This is a genomic window from Streptomyces sp. NPDC059696 (assembly GCF_042733745.1).
In the GTDB taxonomy this organism is placed as follows: Bacteria; Actinomycetota; Actinomycetes; order Streptomycetales; family Streptomycetaceae; genus Streptomyces.
In genome coordinates this window covers 191,790-209,801 of sequence record NZ_JBHWFG010000010.1, presented here as the reverse complement: position 1 = coordinate 209,801, position 18,012 = coordinate 191,790, and the positions used below count along the sequence as shown (strand labels likewise).

14 protein-coding genes and 1 pseudogene are annotated in these 18,012 nt (G+C 70.2%); 5 read left to right on the top strand and 10 right to left on the bottom strand.

Annotated features, from left to right (window positions below; genetic code table 11):
- Positions 1 to 992: 992 nt before the first annotated feature.
- The 4 genes from ACFV20_RS14130 to ACFV20_RS14115 form a co-directional block, all read right to left on the bottom strand.
- On the bottom strand, positions 993 to 2,270 hold the full coding sequence (locus tag ACFV20_RS14130; protein ID WP_385656032.1) for a GMC family oxidoreductase: 1,278 nt from the start codon (positions 2,268 to 2,270) through the stop codon (positions 993 to 995).
- A gap of 5 nt (positions 2,271 to 2,275) precedes the next feature.
- Complete coding sequence (locus ACFV20_RS14125; RefSeq protein WP_385656031.1) at positions 2,276 to 2,536, bottom strand: lycopene cyclase family protein; 261 nt, start codon at positions 2,534 to 2,536, stop codon at positions 2,276 to 2,278.
- A gap of 161 nt (positions 2,537 to 2,697) precedes the next feature.
- A complete protein-coding gene (locus ACFV20_RS14120) occupies positions 2,698 to 3,657 on the bottom strand; it encodes an alpha/beta fold hydrolase (RefSeq protein ID WP_385656029.1) in 960 nt (319 codons plus the stop codon).
- Between the two features lie 470 nt (positions 3,658 to 4,127).
- A complete protein-coding gene (locus tag ACFV20_RS14115) occupies positions 4,128 to 4,694 on the bottom strand; it encodes a GNAT family N-acetyltransferase (RefSeq protein WP_385656027.1) in 567 nt (188 codons plus the stop codon).
- 416 nt (positions 4,695 to 5,110) lie between these two features.
- Between ACFV20_RS14115 and ACFV20_RS14110 the strand changes: the two are divergent.
- The 3 genes and pseudogenes from ACFV20_RS14110 to ACFV20_RS14100 all read left to right on the top strand — a co-directional run.
- Positions 5,111 to 5,570 (top strand): annotated as a pseudogene (locus tag ACFV20_RS14110) (choice-of-anchor Q domain-containing protein); the annotation flags it as partial.
- A 106-nt stretch (positions 5,571 to 5,676) separates the two neighbouring features.
- The gene (locus ACFV20_RS14105) at positions 5,677 to 7,338 is read left to right on the top strand and encodes a carboxylesterase/lipase family protein (RefSeq protein WP_385656025.1); all 1,662 of its coding nucleotides are present in this window, start codon (positions 5,677 to 5,679) and stop codon (positions 7,336 to 7,338) included.
- On the top strand, positions 7,335 to 8,702 hold the full coding sequence (locus tag ACFV20_RS14100) for a phenylacetate--CoA ligase family protein (protein WP_385656023.1): 1,368 nt from the start codon (positions 7,335 to 7,337) through the stop codon (positions 8,700 to 8,702). Before ACFV20_RS14105 ends, ACFV20_RS14100 begins: the two co-directional genes overlap by 4 nt.
- Before the next feature lie 399 nt (positions 8,703 to 9,101).
- On the opposite strand, the gene ACFV20_RS14095 is transcribed toward ACFV20_RS14100, so the two are convergent.
- Genes ACFV20_RS14095 through ACFV20_RS14075 form a run of 5 tightly spaced genes read right to left on the bottom strand, consistent with a single transcriptional unit; the run spans position 9,102 to position 14,416 of the window.
- Complete coding sequence (locus ACFV20_RS14095; RefSeq protein WP_385656021.1) at positions 9,102 to 9,671, bottom strand: ATP-binding protein; 570 nt, start codon at positions 9,669 to 9,671, stop codon at positions 9,102 to 9,104.
- 38 nt (positions 9,672 to 9,709) lie between these two features.
- Positions 9,710 to 10,354, bottom strand: coding sequence for a lactate utilization protein C (locus ACFV20_RS14090; RefSeq protein ID WP_385656019.1), 645 nt, complete (start codon positions 10,352 to 10,354; stop codon positions 9,710 to 9,712).
- Between the two features lie 23 nt (positions 10,355 to 10,377).
- Entirely contained in the window at positions 10,378 to 11,799 is a 1,422-nt protein-coding gene (locus ACFV20_RS14085; RefSeq protein WP_385656112.1) for a LutB/LldF family L-lactate oxidation iron-sulfur protein, read from the bottom strand.
- A 20-nt stretch (positions 11,800 to 11,819) separates the two neighbouring features.
- Positions 11,820 to 12,617 carry a (Fe-S)-binding protein gene (locus tag ACFV20_RS14080; protein WP_385656017.1) on the bottom strand — a complete coding sequence of 266 codons (798 nt, stop codon included), beginning with the start codon at positions 12,615 to 12,617 and terminating at the stop codon, positions 11,820 to 11,822.
- A 53-nt stretch (positions 12,618 to 12,670) separates the two neighbouring features.
- Entirely contained in the window at positions 12,671 to 14,416 is a 1,746-nt protein-coding gene (locus tag ACFV20_RS14075) for an L-lactate permease (RefSeq protein ID WP_385656015.1), read from the bottom strand.
- Between the two features lie 186 nt (positions 14,417 to 14,602).
- Between ACFV20_RS14075 and ACFV20_RS14070 the strand changes: the two genes are divergently transcribed.
- Positions 14,603 to 15,352 (top strand): FadR/GntR family transcriptional regulator, encoded by a 750-nt coding sequence (locus ACFV20_RS14070; RefSeq protein WP_385656012.1) that lies wholly within the window; start codon positions 14,603 to 14,605, stop codon positions 15,350 to 15,352.
- 521 nt (positions 15,353 to 15,873) lie between these two features.
- Entirely contained in the window at positions 15,874 to 16,368 is a 495-nt protein-coding gene (locus ACFV20_RS14065; RefSeq protein WP_385656010.1) for a PLP-dependent transferase, read from the top strand.
- A 126-nt stretch (positions 16,369 to 16,494) separates the two neighbouring features.
- Here ACFV20_RS14065 and ACFV20_RS14060 read toward each other — a convergent pair whose 3' ends face one another.
- Positions 16,495 to 18,012 (bottom strand): aKG-HExxH-type peptide beta-hydroxylase, encoded by a 1,518-nt coding sequence (locus ACFV20_RS14060; protein WP_385656008.1) that lies wholly within the window; start codon positions 18,010 to 18,012, stop codon positions 16,495 to 16,497.

Below are 18,012 nucleotides of genomic sequence, written 5' to 3'. Positions count from 1 at the left end.
GGCGCCCAGGCCGAAGACTCCGGCGAGCCGGCTGTGTCGCCGGTCGGTGAAGCGGCGATGTCGTCGGCTCCCCCTGGGCTCAGGCGGAGGAGCCGGTTCTGGGCGCAGCGGCGTCTGGGAGGGCAGGGCGACGAAGCGGTTCGGCTGCGCGGCCTGCGATGGGTAGGGGCAGTCCTCCGTTGAGTCGGTCCACCGGCGCGCACGATCCTGCAGAGCGGCTGTTGGCGGCGGGAAAGCTGCCGGCGGTTCGGCCTGCTCCGCGTCCCCGCCGCGCGCAGTAGGTGGCTGTCCGGCCTCCCGGGGTGCGACCGCCCCGGGGGGCGTGACCGCCTCCTGCCGCACACCGCGTGACCACAGCGGCTCGACCATGGCGTTCCCGGCGGCCGGCCGGTACCGAGCGGGTTGAGGCGGGTCGGCAGACGGTGGGAGGCCTTCCGGACGGACCGGAACCAGCTCGGGCCGGGATCCCAGGCTCTGCGTACCCGGCTGCGGTGACGGCAGAGGCGGGACGGGATGGGTGGGGCTGCCGCATCCGGCTGTTGCGCTGGGGTGGTCCAAGGGCGGAAACGGGCTTCCTAGCCCTTGGTGCTCCTCCGTCGCGTAGAGATCGGCGCGAGCGGCATCCAGGGCGTTCAGAACCGCCTGAAACGAATCTTGGATCTCTTGCGCGGGCTCGCGCCCCCAGTTGAGGGCCTGTGGCGGTTCGGCCTCGTCGAATCCCATCGGTAGTCCTCCTCGACCAACCAGGTCCGGGGTGGGGCGCCACCACGGCCCGCGTAGCGCTCCGTGGAACGCGTACCGGCCACTCCAGTGATCTGCTGGGCTGGCCGGTCAGCGCGGGAGATCGGGTCGATGTCGTCTGTTGATGAGCCGGACCGCAGACGTGTGTGGCTACGGTTTCCTTGTCATGCGATACGCACTCGGCGTGGCGTTGTCTCAATCCTTTGGCGGGCGATAGGCCGACGGTGCCCCGCTCCTGCCCCGTTGGGAGATCAAAGTCCGCGGATCATGTCCGCGCCCTTCTCCGCGATCATGACCGTCGGGGCGTTGGTGTTGCCCCGCACCACGGTGGGCATCACCGAGGCGTCCACCACCCGCAGGCCGCTCACGCCGTGCACCCTGAGCCGGGAGTCCACGACGGGCCCGATGGAGCAACTGCTCGCCGGGTGGTACAGCGTCTGCAACTCGCGCCGGGCGAAGTCGAGCAGGCCGGCGTCGTCCGTGGAGCGCGGCACGCGGAAGTCGGCACGCCGGTGCTTGGCCAGGCTGGGCTGAGTGGCGATGTCGAGCAACATCCGCAGTGCCCGGATCATCGTGTCGCGATCCTCCTCGGTGGTCAGGTAGTTGTGCAGAACGCGCGGTTTGGCGCTGGGCAGGGCCGACCGCAGGGAGACCTTGCCCCGGCTCGTGGGGGCGAGGAGGACCGCGCCGAACATGAAAGCGTGGTCGGTCACGGGGCTGATGCCCTCCTCGTGGAACATCACCGGGGTGGCGTGCACCTGGATGTCGGGGGCGTCCAGTCCCTCACGGGTGCGGTGAAATCCGCCGGCCTCGCCGACATTCGAGGTGAGGGGACCGCGCCCCTCGGTCTCCAGCAGGCGGACGTTCTCCGGTGTCTCGGCGGTGAACAACGACTCGGTCTCGGTGAGATGGCACAGACCGACATGCGGATGGTCCTGCAGGTTCTCCCCCACCGGGAGGTCGACGCGGGGCGTGATGCCGTGGGAAGCGAGTTCGCTGGCCGGGCCGATGCCGGAGAGCATGAGCAGCTGCGGCGAGTTGTAGGCGCCGGCCGACAGCACGACCTCCCGTTCGGCACGGAGGCGCAGCAGTTCGCCGTCTCGTTCCACCTCGACACCGGTCGCACAGTCGCCGTCCAGGAGTACGCGGGTGCACAGGACGCCGGTCAGCACCTCGAGATTGGGCCGGGACAGGGCCGGCCGCAGATAGGCCTCGGCCGTGCTGCAGCGCAGACCGCCTCGCTGGGTGAGGTGGTAATAGCCGACGCCGTCCTGCTCCGGGCCGTTGAAGTCGCTCGTGTAGGGGTAGCCCGCCTCCTGTGCTGCCGCGACATAGGCGTCCGCCAACGGATGCCGGGAACGGCCCTCGCTGACCGTGAGAAGCCCGCCGGTGGAGTGCCAGGGCGACGGAGCGCCCTCGAAGTCTTCGGCGCGAAGGAAGTAGGGCAGCACATCCTGCCAGCTCCACCCGTCGGCGCCGCCGGCCGCCCAGGCGTCGTAGTCACGTCGATTGCCCCGTATGTAGATCATCGCGTTCATCGACGAGCAGCCGCCGAGCATCCGGCCGCGGGGCAATAACGACGGCGGCCGTCCAGTCCCGGTTCGCACTCGGTGAGGTAACTCCAGTCGTACTTGGTCTGGAAGAGCTTGCTGAACGCTGCCGGGATGCGGATTTCAGGGGCGTCGTCCACGGGCCCCGCCTCGATGAGCAGAACGCGCGTGGTCTCGTCCTCGCTGAGCCGGCGCGCCAGCACGCACCCCGCCGATCCGGCACCCACGATGATGTAGTCGTACACCTGTCCCCCTCGCCCGACACGGCTACTCGACCCCTTCACCTAAGCCGCATCCGAGGGCGGATCACACCGCGCTACCGGCCAATTGCCCGAGCCGGTTCGCCTCCGGCCGAGAACCGACCCCGCACTTCCCGCCACAGCGGCGCACGGTGGTGCGGAGGTCGCTACGCGTCAGGGGGGCAACGACCATCGTGGAGGGAGCTGACGGCCTGCACCAGGGCGTCGGGGCCCTCCCAGTTCAACATGTGTCCGGCGTCCGGCACGGTGATCAGTCGTGCGCCCGGTATGCCGGCGGCGAGGCGCCGGGCGTGGCTGGACGGTGTGCTGCGATCGGCCGAGCCGACCATGACGACGGTGGGAACCGCGATCTCGGCCAGGCGTGGATAGCGGTCTTCGCGGGCGAACGCCCGCACGATCGGTACGAGCGAGGCATGGGCCTGCTGCAGGAAGACCTCGAGGAAAACCTCGATCATCGCGGGAGAGGGGCGTTTGCCGCACTGGGCGGCACCGAAGAGGAGTCCGCCCGTGCGGGTGCGGGCCAGCCGCTGGAGGATGCCCATCTCCAGCAGCGGGATCTGCAGCCGGTTGTGCGGTGCTCCGTCGTAGATGCAGCCCGCCCAGGTCGCGAACAGCACCAGGCCGCGCAGCCTCCGGGCGACGGCGGGATGGTCGAGCACGGCACGAAGCGCGAGGAACCCGCCCATGGAATGCCCGACTAGCACTGCGTCGCGTACGTCGAAGTGCTCCAGTACCGCCACGTAGTCCTGCGCCATGGGGCCGGAGCCGATGCCGTCCGCACCCAGCGACGACCCTCCGTGGCCGCGCTGGTCGAAGACGATGACACGGTGACCGATTGCCACCAGGGTGGCCTGCACCAGATTCCACTCCAGGAGCGAGGCACCGTATCCGTGGGCCAGTACCACCGGTGGGCCTTCGCCCGCGACGATGGTGCGCAGCACCGTCCCGTCGGGGCGGGGGAGGAAGGCTTCCTCGCCCTCGGGTTCGCGGCGGAGCCGTTCGTAGGGGACAGGGTCGGGTTGGCGTTCGATCCAGCTGGCCGCTGCCCGCGCCGAGATGGCAGCGACGGCTCCCGCAGCGGCACCCCAGAGCAGCCGCGCCTTCATCGCGATCCTCCGAATCCGCCCCCGTGTGGTGTCAGGCCGGGTCGAAGCGAGCTGACGGCGCCCAGTATGCATCTCAATTGATTGCGCTACGACGACGGTTGGGCGGATTGGCTCAGATGCGCAGCCTCGGTCAACCGAATGTGCTGGTTGGTGGTTGCCGGTGGGGGTGAAATCTCCGTGTCGCTGAGGGAAGGACGGGCTGTGGTAGCCGTTCCTGGTACGACAGGGAGAGTGAGCAGAGGTCAGGCCCTCATCCCGGTGAAAGGCCGGTGGAGACACGCGAGGGCTGACCGGTGAAACCGTGGCAGCGGATCGAGACCATCCTGTCCGGGTTCGACCAAGCAGACCGCCCGGGCCGGAAACATTCGGCCTGCACACCGACGACAGTGGGCAGCACCTGCAGCACCGCGGATGCCCGGCCAGCCACTCCCCCAGCCCTGACCGGCCTCGTCCCCCGTCAGAACCTGATCTCAAGCATCCCTACGCCGTCTGTGCAGATGGCCATCGAGCGGGAAGGACGGCGGCGATGCGGGCAGGACTCGGTCGAAGGCGTACTGACTCTTCTGCGCCACACGACAAGAGGCGAGGTTGTCCACCTGATGCAGGAGCTCAAGCCGCTCCAGGCCGTCGGCGCCGAGGGTGTCGAAGGCCCAACCGGTGAGAACCTCCAGAGCGCGGGGTGCCACACTCCGCCCGCGAGCGTGCGCCGCGGTCCAATAACCCACTTCGGCCGACGGTTTGCCAGGCGTCACTTCCTTGAGCACCACGTTGCCCACCAACTGTGCCTGCGATGAACCGGGTTGAGCTTCCAGGACCGCGAAGCCGAACCGGTTCCCCGCCGCCCATCCCCGTTCCTGGCCCCGCACCCACTGCTGCGCGTCAGCTTCGTTCTCCACGGTCGAGCTCGTCCAGTGGCGCAGCACAGGATCCCGGAACACCTCGACAAGTGCGGCAGAGTCCTCCATGCACCAGGGGCGGAGAACAAGGCCTGGTGCGGACTGTGTCGCGCCCGCATGCAGTAAGACAGCGTCACTCATCAGCTGATCCTATGGCGGCGTTCTGACCCAGCACCGACAGCCCAGCCCACAGGCGTCCGGGTGACGCCGAGTGGCCGCCACCCCGTGGGCACAGCGTCAGAGAACGCCCGCATGTGGGATTCGGAGCCGGCCCGCCCCCAGTCGGCGAGGACCGCTCCCGATGTACGCAGGGATCCACTTCGGCCTTTTCTCATCCGGTGCGTAGACACGAACCGGACTGAATGGAACGCTCCCTACAGAGGCGCGGACCTGTTCTCCCGCTCCGCCGGTTCTGCTTCCGCTCGTCCGGTCGGCGTCGCCGCTCCAGCGCGACCACGCGCCGGTGTCCGCACGAGCCGCGCATCCCGCCAGTGCTCAGTTCCCGCAGCCACCGATTTCGCGTACGTCCAGATTCCTCGTAGGGAGGAGTTCACCGCATGAGAGTCCGGGTCGCCCCTGCGACACTCGCCGCCACCGTCCCCGCCCTCACGGCGCCACTCGTCGACCCCGCGGAGTTCGTCGTGGACACCACGTCCGAGGCGGTGGACGCCGACCCACCGGACGGCCGGTGCCGCACCACATCGGGCGAGTGCAGCCTGCGTGCCGCCGTGACGGCCGTCAACGCCCGGCCTGTCAGTACGATCACACGGTCCCCCGGCCATGACCGGCTCACGATCCCGCCCGATCTCGCCGACCGTGAGAAGGCCTTCGCCACCCTCTCGTCGCTGGGCCGCAACATCGACGGCGACGGCAGCTGCCGACTCTCAGCCGCGGGCCATCCACCCAGTCGTGACCCGCTGGTCGGACCGCCGGCGAACCACGCCGGCCGCACTGACACCGTGGCGCTGCTGCCGGGCAGTCCCGGCCTGGACGCGGCCGAAGGGCCGCCCGGCCACCGATCAGCGCGGCGTCCCTCGCCCACAGGGTGCCACCTGTGACTTCGGCGCATACGAGCACACGCCATGCCCCCCCCCAACCCCGACACCGGAACCTGGAGCGAGGAATGAGAGCCCTGAGCCTGCGCCTCACATTGGCCCGCGCCACAGCCGCAGTCGCGGCCCTGCTCCTGTCACTGACCGTTCCTCCGCCCACTGCCCTGGCCGCGCGGGGCCCCGACTCCTTGGTCGTGCGGACCGACCGGGGTTGGGTGCGGGGCGCGGCCGTCCACGACGGCGGGCGGGGCTTCCAGGGGATTCCGTTCGCCGCCCCGCCGACCGGTGAGCTGCGCTGGCGTCCGCCGCGCCCCGCGCCGCGATGGTCAGGCGTACGCAACGCCACCGCACCGGCCCACCCCTGCCCCCAGTTACCGCTGACGCTGCTCCCCGGCGGCGGCCCCGTCCTGCCCGGCGAGTCCAACCGCACGGGCAGCACCATGGAGGACTGCCTGTATCTCAATGTCCGGACACCCGCGGGCACCGGCCACCGCCCCCTTCCGGTCCTGGTGTGGCTGCACGGCGGGGGCAACGTCTACGGCGCGGGCAGCGACTACGACGGCTCCGCCCTGGCCGCGCGGGGTGTGGTCGTGGTGACCGTCAACTACCGTCTCGGGGCACTGGGGTTCCTGGCCCACCCCGCCCTGTCGGCCGAGAGCCAGGACCACGCCTCGGGCGACTACGGCCTGATGGACCAACAGGCCGCCCTGCGCTGGGTGCGGCGCAACATCGGTGCCTTCGGTGGCGACCGGAACCGGGTGACGCTCGGTGGCCAGTCCGCCGGATCGGCGGACACCTGCCTCCACATCGCCTCGCCGACCGCGAAAGGCCTTTTCCACCGGGCGATCCAGCAGAGCGGAGCGTGCGCCGCGGACGGCGGTCTGACCCCCCTCCCGCTCGACGCGGCCGAGCGGAAGGGAAGCGGCTTCGCGGTCTCGGTCGGCTGCACCGACCCGACGACCGCGGCGCGCTGCCTGCGTGCCGTGCCCACCACCGAGCTCATCCGCGCCTCCGGGACAGGTGCCACCTCCCTGTGGGCCCCGAACACCGGCCCCCGTGTCCTCCCCCGCCCTCCGCGCACGGCGTGGGCCGAGGGACGAGTGAACGCGGTGCCGACGCTGAGCGGCAACACCCATGACGAACACCGCTACTTCACCGCGCTGTACGTGGATCTGCTCGGCGACGGCCCTCTGACCCCCGACTCGTACGCCGGCCTCGTCCGACTCCAGTACGGCAGCCGCGCGGCCGCGGTCCTGGACACCTACCCGCTCTCGGCCCATCCGTCCGCCAACCTGGCCTACTCCGCCATCGGCACCGACCAGCGGTTCGCCTGCCCGGCGCGGGCCGACAGCCGGCTGTACGGCAGCCGGGCGCCCGTCTACGCCTACGAGTTCCACGACGCCCAGGCACCGCCGTTCATCCCGGCACCGCACACGCCGCAGGGTGCCTTCCACGCCTCCGAACTGGCCTATCTGTTCCCCATGGACGCGGTAGCGCCCCTGACGCCCGCCCAGCGGCGACTGTCCGCCACGATGACCGCCTACTGGGCCCGCTTCGCGGCCACCGGCGACCCCAACGCGCCCGGGACAGAGCCCTGGCCGCGCTACACGGCCGACGGGGACCACATCCAGGTGCTGGCCCCGGACCGGGTCCGACCCACAACCGGGTTCGCGGCCGACCACCACTGCGCGTTCTGGCAGCCCGCTCCCGTTCCCGGGGGAGCCGTGCGATGACCTCGACACTCGCCCTGATCCGGGAGGGGCGCCGGACGCTGCGGCAGGGTCCGGACGCCCTGGCGCACCGGCAGCGTGAACGGCTGGCCGCGATGATCGACTTCGCCCGCACCCACTCCCCGTACTACCGCGAGCTGTACCGGGCGCTACCCGAACGCGTCGAGGATGCCGCCCTGCTGCCGGTCACCCGCAAGCAGAACCTGATGGCGCGTTTCGATGACTGGGTCACCGATCCCGAGGTGTCCCTCGACCGCGTACGGGCCTTCGTCGCGGATCCCCGGCGGGCCGGCGAGCGCTTCCTGGGCCGATACCTGGTCACCACCACCTCCGGAACCACCGGCCACCGGGGCCTGTTCCTGCTCGACGACCGCGCGGCGGCGGTGTTCAGGGCCCTGTCGCTGCGGGCCGCCCGGCGTACCCTGACGCCCATGGTGACGGCACGGTTGCTCGCCCGAGGTATGCGGGCTGCGCACATCGTGGCCACGGGCGGCCATCTGGCCGCGCATACCGTCATCGTCCGCTCCCGTGCGGCCGGCCGGCTGTCCGCCCGGGGCAGCCAGGTGCTGTCGGTACACAGCCCGCTGCCCGAGCTGGTGGACCAGCTCAACCAGTACCGCCCGGTGTTCCTGGCCGGCTACGCCACGGTGATCGCGCTGCTCGCCGGCGAGCAGCTGGCCGGCCGGCTGCGTATCGCCCCGGCCGCGGTGTCACTGCTGGCCGAGGGCGTCAGTGACCGCGACCACCGCAGGATCCGCTCTGCTTTCGGGCCGCACCTGGTCGACACCTACGGCTGCAACGAGAGCCTCGCCCTGGCCTACGGCTGCCCGTCGGGATGGCTCCACGTCCACAGTGACTGGCTGATCCTCGAGCCCGTCGGCCCCGACCTCCGCCCCACCCCGCCGGGCCAGGAGTCCTTCACCGTGCTCCTGACCAGCTTGTGCCGCTGGGCACAGCCGATCCTGCGCTACGACCTCGGCGACAGCGTTGTGCTGCGTCCTGACGCGTGCCCGTGCGGAGATCCGCTCCCCGCGATCAGAGTGCGCGGCCGCGCGGCCGACCTGCTGGCGTTCCCGCGCCGGGACGGCGGCACCGTGCACATCGTGCCCATGGCCTTCGAGACCCTCCTGGAAAGCATCCCGGGCATCGACCTGTTCCAGATCGTCCAGACGGCGCCCACCTGCGTCCGCGTGCGGATCCTGTCCGCCGCCGCAGCCGATCGGGAGCGGCTGTGGACGGCGGTGCGAACGGAGATGGTCGCCCTGCTCACCGCCCACGGCGCGGGCCACGTGAGCGTCGAACGCGCCCATGAGCCACCCGAGCAGTCTGCGGGCGGCAAGTATCGGGTCGTCATTCCCTGGTCGTGACGCCGGGCGACGGGGCGTCCTCGCCGGGGACGCCCCGCATCCGAACGCCGTGGTGGGCCGCCAGCCCCGGCAACGCCACATGCAGTAGTCCGTCGATCCGGCGTGCGCTGGTGGAGGCCGCGCCGGAGGTGTCCACCGAGCGTGGTCGCGTGCGCCGGCGTCGTGTGTCAGGGCGCTGCGCGAAAGCCGAGGGCGGCCGCCGCTCTACTGCGCCAACTTGCGCCTCTGACGCACAACCCGTGCGCGCCTGTCGCCCCGCCTTGGACTGCCGGTTTCACAGCGCCGTGGGACGTTGTCAACGGTCGGGCCTGGGAGCCCGGGATTCCGTTGCCCGTACGCGAGGGCCGGCACCGGCTGTGGCCGTCCGAAAGCGCCCTGCCGGCCCCTGCCGTGTGCGGCTCAACCGGGGAGGCGAAGGACCGAGCGGCGTGCGGGTGAGCGGCGCGAGCCAGTCCCCGCACCGGTGCGCCCGGCTAACGATCGGTCTGGGCGCTTGCACGTGGCGGGGGCGTGGGGCAGCAGCGCCCAGGCCGTGGTGCCGTGCTGGGTGTGGTGCACTCCGGACCGCTGGGACAGTGCCTCGACCAGCCAGAAGCCCCGACCGCACTCGGCCAGGCCGTTCTCTTCGGGCCCCGTGCGGTTCTGCCACACACCGGCGTCGACGACCTCGATCCACAGGTGTGACTCGCAGCACGCGAGGCGCAGGGTGACGTGGTGGGCGCCGCTGTGCTGAACGCTGTTGGTGACGTACTCCGACACCACGACGCTCGCCGTCTCGGCCGTTTCGTCCCCGAGGCGCCATGCCGTCAGCCGGTCCCGGGCGAACGCCCTGGCTGTCGCTACGGCACGTTTCTCGGCGGGGAGCGTGCAGCTCGCCGACGCCGAAGGGTTGTCGGGCAGGGGGACCGAGTGAGGCGCCGTCGGTGCTGCTGCGCGCCGGGGCGGTACTGGGTGAAGGGCGGGCTTCACTGCTCAACTCTCTTCCTGTGAGGACGAGATGCTCGGACTCAGACGACGATCAGGGCTTCCAGGGTGCGCGGACCGTGCACGCCCTCCACCCGGTCGAGTTCGATGTCACTGGTGGCCGACGGTCCGGAGACGAAGGTCAGTGGACGCACCGGATCCAGGGCGGTGAACACCTCCGGCACGGACGCCACGACCTGTCCGGCGCGTACGACGCACACATGGACGTCAGGCACCAGCGTCAGGGCGCGCCGGCCCTGGCCGGGGCCGCCGTCCAGGACGAGGGTTCCGGTCGTGGCGATGGCGGCGGCCACGGTTGTCACCACCGCTCGGGCCCGGTCCAGTTCGGCGACCGGAAGTCGGGGCTCGTCGGTCAGCACCCGGGCTGGATCCAGCGCGGACCGCCACTCGGGCGGGAAGCCACGCGGTACCACGACGGAACCGGTGCCAAGGCCGGCCACCAACTGCCCCACGCGGGAGGCGACGTCCTGCGGGGATACGAGGTGCACCGACGCCCCGTACTCGGCGAGTCGTTCGGCGAGCAGTTCCACGGCCGCCGTCGACCCGGCCGGCTGTTGGCCGCCGCGGGAGTACTGGCGGGGCACCGGGACGTCCTGTGGACGCTCGCTCGCGGGCACGTCGTCCAGGGCGCGCCTGATCCGGTCCAGCACTTCGGTTCGCGCGTTCATCTCTGCCTCCTTCCGGCGTACAGTCATCGATGCGTCCCTTTCCACCAGGCGCTGAAGGTCTCCGCGGGCGGGACGGGGACGTCGCGGGTGTCGGTCCAGCGGGACAGCGGGCCGGGCAGCCGGCCCACTCGCCCGCGCCGGGCCACCAGCCGTGCGGCCAGGGCTCCCGCTCGCTGCGCGGCCGTCAGACGCGAGGGACGGGAGAGCACCCAGCGTGCGGCGGCCATCGCCAGGCGTTCCGGTTTCGGCACGAGCCGCTCGCGCCCCTCCTCGACGATCCGGGCCCGCAGATGCACCAGCACCTCGGGAATGTTGATCTTGACGGGGCAGACCTCGTAGCACGCCCCGCACAGCGACGACGCGTACGGCAGGGCACGGTCCACTTCCGAGGTGGTGCCCCGCAGTTGGGGACTGAGGACGGCGCCGATCGGGCCGGGGTAGACCGATCCGTAGGCGTGTCCGCCCACCCTCTCGTACACGGGGCACACATTGAGGCAGGCGGAGCAGCGGATGCAGTTGAGTACCTGCCGGCCGACCGGGTCGGCGAGAGCATTCGTGCGGCCTCCGTCGAGCAGCACCAGATGGAAGGCGCGGGGCCCGTCGTCGGCGGTCGTGCCGGTCCAGGTCGAGGTGTAGGGGTTCATCCGTTCCCCCGTGGAGGAGCGCGGCAGCAGCTGCAGGAAGACCTCGAGGTCCTGCCAGGTGGGTACGACCTTCTCGATCCCCGCCACCGAGATGAGCGTCTCGGGCAGCGTCAGGCACATCCGCCCGTTGCCCTCGGACTCCACCACGACCGCCGTCCCGGTCTCGGCGACCAGGAAGTTGACACCGGAGACGGCGACCTTGGCCCTCAGGAACTTCTCCCGCAGATGACGCCTCGCGGCGTCGGCCAGCCGCCGCGGATCGTCGTCCAGGTCAGGCGGTGCCGCGGTGCCGTACGCGCCCATCGACCGCAGGAAGATCTCCCGGATCTCCGCCCGGTTGCGGTGGATGGCCGGGACCAGGATGTGGGAAGGCTGGTCCTGGCCGAGCTGCACGATCAACTCGGCCAGATCGGTCTCGTACGCGTCGATGCCGGCGTCGGCCAGCGCCTCGTTGAGCCCGATCTCCTGCGTGACCATCGACTTGACCTTGACGACGTCCCGTTCACCGGTGTCCTGCACCAGGCCGACGACGATGCGGCGTGCCTCCTCGGCGTCGCGCGCCCAGTGCACCTTGCCGCCCGCCGCGGTCACCTTCTCCTCCACCTGCAGCAGGTACCGGTCCAGATGGCGCAGGGTGCGTTCCTTGACCGCACGCCCGGCCTCCCGCAGCTGCTCCCAGTCGTCCTGCTCTGCGACGGCCGCCGCACGCCGGGAGCGGATGGTCCCGGTGGCACGGGCCAGATTGCCGCGCAGCTGGGAATCGCGCAGGGCGCTCGCCGCCGCCGTCGGGAAGGCCGGCATGCCCAGGAACGTCGCGTCGTTCACGAGGTCTTCGTCCTTTCGGTGCCGCGCCAGGAGGCGGGTGAGGGTTCCGCCGCGCCGTGTACCGGTGCCTTCTCCGTGGACGCGAGGATCTCGGCGAGGTGCATGACGTTCACTCCGGTGCGCAGGCGGGACAGCGCGCCGCCGATGTGCATGAGGCAGGAGTTGTCACCGGCGCACAGCACGTCGGCTCCGGTGGCCAGGACGTGCCGTACTTTGTCCGTGCACATGGCCACCGACGTGTCGGCGTTCTTCAGGGCGAACGTGCCGCCGAACCCGCAGCACTGGTCGGCCGCACCGAGTTCCACCAGGTCGATGCCGCGGACGGCCCGCAGCAGGGTGAGGGGCCGGTCGTCGACGCCGAGCATGCGCAGGGAGTGGCACGTGGGGTGATAGGTGACCCTGTGCGGGAAGTACGCCCCGACGTTGGTGACACCGAGTACGTCGACCAGGAATTCGGAGAGTTCGTACACACGCGGTGCGTCATGGACCGCGGCGGACAGCCGGTCGTCGCCGGACACCTCAGCGACCCGCCCGTGGTACTCGCGCACCATGGCGGCGCACGAGCCGGACGGCGTGACCACCGCGTCGTAACCGGCGAAGGCCTCGGTGAAGCGCCGGACGAGCGGCACACAGTCGCGCTGGTAACCGGTGTTGAAGTGCATCTGGCCGCAGCAGGTCTGCTCCGGCGGGAAGTCCACACGGTGGCCCAGCCGCTCCAGCAGCGTCACGACCGCCCGGCCGGTGGCTGGGAAAAGCGTGTCGTTGAGGCAGGTGATGAACAGCGCGATCCGCATGGTTCCGTGAGTGGAGTGCAAGGCGGGCGACGGCGTCTGTACGGGTTTGAGGTTCATGGCAGCATCCAGGCCAGGACGTTGGACTGGAGGTACACCAGCACGCACAGGGCCAGCAAGAGCATCAGGCTCCACTTGATCGCCGCCCGGAAGAGCTGGGACTCGCGGCCGATGAGGCCCACCGCGGTGGCGGCGATGGTCAGGTTCTGAGGGCTGATCATCTTGCCGACGACACCGCCAGAGGTGTTGGCCGCCACCAGCAGCGTCGGATCGAGTCCTGCCTTGTTCCCGGCAGTCTGCTGGAGGGTGGCGAACAGGGCGTTGGCGGAGGTGTCCGATCCGGTGACCGCGGTGCCCAGCCAGCCGAGGACGGGCGAGAGGAACGCGAACGCCGTACCGGCTCCGGCGATCCAGGTGCCGATGGTGATGGTCTGTCCGGACAGGTTCATCACATAGGCGAGTGCGAGGACAGCGGCGACGGTCAGCAGCGCCCAGCGCAGCTTGTGCAGCGTGGCGGTGAATTCCCGGGCGGCGGCCGCCGGGGTCACCCGGTAGACGGCGGCGATCACGACGCCCGACAGCAACAGCAGGGTCCCGGGCGAGGACAGCCAGGGGAAGGTGTAAACCGTGGTGGCCGACGCCTGGCCGGCGGCGGTGAGGACCTCGCCGTCCAGTCCGGGCCAGCCGAACTTCGCGTCGGAGGTGGCCAGGAACTCCTTGAGGGGAGTCCACAGCTTGGCGAGCGAGAAGACCCCGATGATGATCAGGTAGGGCAGGAAGGCCATCAGGATCCGGGGGCCCTCGATCCGCTGAGCGGTGCCGGCCATCGGGAGTGTTCCGGTCACGGCACTGCTGTCCGGCCCGGCGGGCGTTCCGGACGGCGCCACGGGTCCGTCGCCGTTCCCGGGCTTCGGCGGCTGCCCTGCCGAACCGTCCCCTTGCTCCTTCTCCGCCGCCCTACGGAGATCGGTCCTGGCCTCCTCACCGCCCTGCGGCCGCCAGACGCGGAGGAAGAGGACGACAGCGGCCAGGGCGACCAGCGAGGCGATGATGTCGGTCAGCTCCACCGAGAGGTAAGTGGCGCTGACGAACTGAGCCAGTCCGAACACCGCACCGCAGACCAGCGCCACCGGCCAGGTCTGGCGCACTCCGCGGCGTCCGTCGACCAGGGCGACAAGAAGGAGCGGCACGAAGAAGGCGACCAGCGGTGTCTGGTGGCCGACGTAGGCGCCGATCTCCGTGTACGGGATCTTCGTCAGGTTGCCGGCCGTGATGATGGGCGTGGCGATGGCGCCGAACGCGACGGGAGCGGTGTTGGCGACCAGCACGGTGACGGCGGCTCTGACCGGGGCGAAGCCGAGTCCCATCAGCATCACCCCGGTGATGGCCACCGGCGCGCCGAATCCGGCCAGAGCCTCGAGCAGTCCGCCGAAGCAGAAGGCGATGATGATGGCCTGGACGCGCGGATCGGCGCTGATCAGGCCGAAGGCCCGGCGCAGGTCCGCGAAGCGGCCGCTGACGACGGTGAGCTGGTAGACCCAGATGGCGGTGATGACGATCCACATGATCGGGAACAGCCCGAAGGCCGCTCCTTCGCTCGCCGAGAGCAAGGCGAGGTCGGCAGGCATGCCGTACACGGTCACGGCCACTGCCACCGCGACGGCCAGTGAGGCGAGCCCGGCCCAGTGAGCCTTCATCCTCAGGCCGCCGAGCAGGACGAAGAGCGTGAGCAGTGGCAGGACCGCAACGAGCGACGAGAGCGCGGGGCTGTCGGCCACGGGAGAGAGATCTGGCTGGTACATGAACCCTCACATTGGGGGCTTGGTCAGACCATTACTTGGTTGCTCACGCTAGGCAGCGGACACCAGGCTTGTCCAGAGTCAGGAACGACCGAATTACGGCTTGGTCGGACCAAAGGGCGGGGCACTCAAGCTATGATCAACACACAGGGAGTGATGAGGCGCGAGAAAGGGCTTTCTATGGCTGACATGGCTGCTGCCTGGGAGCCAGTGCCCCGCTCGCGCACCTTCGAACTCGTACTGGCCCGGATCGAAGAGCAGATCCTCGCGGGCCGACTGCGAGTCGGTGACCGGTTGCCGCCGGAGCGGGAGCTCGTCGACATGCTCGGCGTCAGCAGGGCCGCGGTGCGGGAGGCGCTGCGCGTCCTGGAGGCCCAGGGGGTACTGCGCTCACGCGTGGGGACCGGGCCGTCCTCCGGCACCGTGATCGCGGCCATGCCGGACGCCGGTCTCACCCAGTTGCTGCGGCTGCATATCGCGCTGGCGAACTTTCCGATGGGTGACGTCGTCGAGGCCCGCGCTACGCTGGAGCGGGCCAGCGCTCGCCTGGCCGCGCAACTCGTCACCAAGGACGGTCTCGAGCGCATCCGCGATCCCCTGCTCCGGATGGACGACGCAAGCCTGCCCCGAGAGCATTTCAACGACTGCGACACCGACTTCCACGTTGCCATCGCCGAGGCCGGGGGCAACCGGCTGATGGCTGACATGACCATCGCGGTCCGCAATGCGGTGCGGCACACCCTGCTCAGTGTGTTCAACAAGCTCGACGACTGGGAGAAGGTCGCCTCCCGGCTGCGGGCGGAACACCACGCGATCTACGACGCCATCGCGGCCGGGGACACGGAGGCGGCCGGCGATCTGGTGGAGGCACATGTGCGCGGCTTTCACCAGGACATCGTGAAGAAGATCATGGACGGCGGAGACCCCACAGCACCATAAGGCCGTAGTCCCGCCTTGGTGAGACGGGCCAGGCGCGCGCAGCAGCGGTGGTCGGCGTCCAAGAACGAGAAGCCAGTGGATCGGGCCCGTTCGGCGTCGAGGGGAAGCGTGTTGACACATGAGCGTACGGAGATGCCGCTGATGACCCACGCGGCCGTGCCTCAGCCCGTCCAGGAAGCCCACCGGGGCGTTCCACGGTACGGACAGCGCCTCCAGCACCGTGATGGCGGAGGGGCCTCGGACTCGCGTTCCGAGTGACTCGCGGCGATCCCAGGACAGGAGTTGCCCTGACATCTGTCAGGAGTTGAGCAGCCGCTGCCTCGCTAGGGTTCCACGGCGCTGTCCGTAGGTCACCGCCTTTCTACAGCGGGACCGACCCGGTGCCCACCCACATCGGCAACGGCATCCCCCAGCCCTGCTGACGCCGGCACCTCGACCGGCCCCGGCCCGCTCCCAGAGTCCCACCGACACTCGGAGCGGCCGAGGCGCGTCCAGGGCGAGGGCCTCTGGGTTCGGTGTGGATGGCGACCTCTACAACCGGCAGCCAGGAGGCCCCCGTTGTCCCACCGCCTGTGCGTCGGGCCGCGGAACGCTTCCAGGTCAGCCACGCCACCGCCGCCCGCTGGGGCAGACCGCTACCGCCGCCACAGCAAGAGCATGCACGACCGCAACCCACAACATCCCACCCAGGCAGGCAGAATGCCCGCCGCCAAGCCTTCCGCAACACACTTCATGCTTCGTCTTGCTCGAGCGAGGAGCAGACCGCGGAGGTCGTCGACCGCCTGCGCGTGCCCTTCATGGCCTCGAACTTCGGCGCACCGCACACTCTCGTCGAACAGAGCACGTTCTTCACCTACTTCGAGTACTCCGACAACGAACTGGTGAGCATCGGAGTCCCGCGCGGCACGGTGCGACTGGCCCTCGGGTACAGCAACGACGTCGCGGACATCATCAAGGACCTGGATCAGGCGCTGTCTCACGTCCTGTCCCGGACCGGGGATGCCGTCACCTCCTGACCCATCGACCGCCCGCACCGATCCGTTCACGCCTGCGCGGCGGTCGGTGCCCCCGGGTGAGGAGCAATTCGCCGTCCAGCGGGAGGAGCCGTATCGGCCGGGGGAAGCGCACCTCGGGCGGGACAGTCACGTGTCGTGCGTGACCAGACCGGCCGCCACGAGCAGGCGCAAGCTGTCGGTCACGTGCCGGCCAGCCTCCTCCGAACCGACGGGGAGACCCGCCGCTCCGGCGTAGGCTGTGTGCAACGAGTCGAGGTCGCGCCCGTCACACAGCGAATAGACCGTCCATGAGCGCGCGTTCAACCAGTGCATCCGTCCGGACCGAACGGTGCCGACCACGAGTTGCCCCAGGTCGGGCAGAGCGCACGCGTCCACCGGTGTGACGCGACGCAGAGCACTTGCCGACGCAATCTCCTGAGATGGCACCGCTTGTGGCAGCCGCGTGCCCCCGGCCTCGACCCCTTCGTCGGAGTCCGGCGCGTCCACATCCATGAGACGCAGGGCGGTGAGCAGCCAGCGGGCGAACCGGCGCCCGTTCTCGGTGAGGGACTGCTCGGGCAGTGACAGTACGCACTCGGCGAGGTAGCGGGCCCTCTCCGCACTGGTGCGGTACTGCCCGCTCAGCGCGGCGGGAGTGCCCGGACTGGGCTCGTCCAGGTCCTCTACCGACGGGGGCGGGCCGAACCTTTCCCGGATCACCTCGCCCGCCCCCTCGGCCGCGGCCCGGAAAACCATTAGGTGCACATAGAAATGCAGGGCGACGAACACCCTGATGACGGTCCAAGAACCGATCCGCCACGGAATGGGGACGGTCTCGGTGGCGTTCCTGACCAGGGAGCCCGTGCGGAGTGCGTCGAAGAGCTTGAGATGGGCGCCCTCGTGCAGAAGGCTTTCGGCGATGAGCCACGGCGACGTGCAGCGTTCGGGCGCCAGGAGCACCGTCGAAGGAAGTGGATCGCCGCCCGACATGGACTGAAGAGGGCCTTCTTCACTCGCGCGGCGGGTGAAACCCACCATGGTGACGTGCCCGAGCACACCAGCTCCCGAGGCAGGCAGCAGCGTCGCGAGGAGTTCCGCGCCGTCCCGCAGGACGGCACGCTCCGCGTCCGTCGGATCGACAGGACTGCCCGCCCGGCCCTCACCGAGCGCATCGCGGTACAACTCCATGAGGCGCCCGGCCAGCATGTCCTGGGAGGGGCCCTGCGGTGTCGGCTCGCTCAGCACCCAGGCGTCCCCGAGACCGGGCCAGGCAGACCGGTGCGGATGGATGAGGGCTTCGCAGGGGCCCAGCGAGGACGGGATCTCCGCCGCCGGAACAGTCAGGTGGCCACGCACGTACAAGCCGAACGAACTGCGCTCGAGGCGGTCGTTCTCCAGCCGCGCGAGGTCGACCTCGAAGCAGTTGCGCAGCACCGGGTCGTACAGCAGCGGCCGGAGGCGCTCCGCTGATGCGGCGGCCGTCGTCCGAAGCACGTCCGCCGCCTCGCCGTCATGCCGCGCCAGCATGGTCAGGCCCAAGCGGAACCGGGCGAGGTTGCGCGCGCGGATGGCATCGGAATCGCCGAACTGCCGGTCGGCGCACAGCAACGTGTCGGCTTGCGCTGCCCGGTCCGTGACCGGCTCAGCGGAGGGAGAAGAAGGCAA

What these genes read in the sequence shown, in the direction of transcription:
- ACFV20_RS14130 (WP_385656032.1), bottom strand. Translation starts at nt 2,270, where the DNA reads ATGATCTACATACGGGGCAATCGACGTGACTACGACGCCTGGGCGGCC.
- ACFV20_RS14120 (WP_385656029.1), bottom strand. Translation starts at nt 3,657, where the DNA reads ATGAAGGCGCGGCTGCTCTGGGGTGCCGCTGCGGGAGCCGTCGCTGCC.
- ACFV20_RS14115 (WP_385656027.1), bottom strand. Translation starts at nt 4,694, where the DNA reads ATGAGTGACGCTGTCTTACTGCATGCGGGCGCGACACAGTCCGCACCA.
- ACFV20_RS14105 (WP_385656025.1), top strand. Translation starts at nt 5,677, where the DNA reads ATGAGAGCCCTGAGCCTGCGCCTCACATTGGCCCGCGCCACAGCCGCA.
- ACFV20_RS14100 (WP_385656023.1), top strand. Translation starts at nt 7,335, where the DNA reads ATGACCTCGACACTCGCCCTGATCCGGGAGGGGCGCCGGACGCTGCGG.
- ACFV20_RS14090 (WP_385656019.1), bottom strand. Translation starts at nt 10,354, where the DNA reads ATGAACGCGCGAACCGAAGTGCTGGACCGGATCAGGCGCGCCCTGGAC.
- ACFV20_RS14085 (WP_385656112.1), bottom strand. Translation starts at nt 11,799, where the DNA reads ATGCCGGCCTTCCCGACGGCGGCGGCGAGCGCCCTGCGCGATTCCCAG.
- ACFV20_RS14080 (WP_385656017.1), bottom strand. Translation starts at nt 12,617, where the DNA reads ATGCGGATCGCGCTGTTCATCACCTGCCTCAACGACACGCTTTTCCCA.
- ACFV20_RS14075 (WP_385656015.1), bottom strand. Translation starts at nt 14,416, where the DNA reads ATGTACCAGCCAGATCTCTCTCCCGTGGCCGACAGCCCCGCGCTCTCG.
- ACFV20_RS14070 (WP_385656012.1), top strand. Translation starts at nt 14,603, where the DNA reads ATGGCTGCTGCCTGGGAGCCAGTGCCCCGCTCGCGCACCTTCGAACTC.
- ACFV20_RS14065 (WP_385656010.1), top strand. Translation starts at nt 15,874, where the DNA reads ATGGCGACCTCTACAACCGGCAGCCAGGAGGCCCCCGTTGTCCCACCG.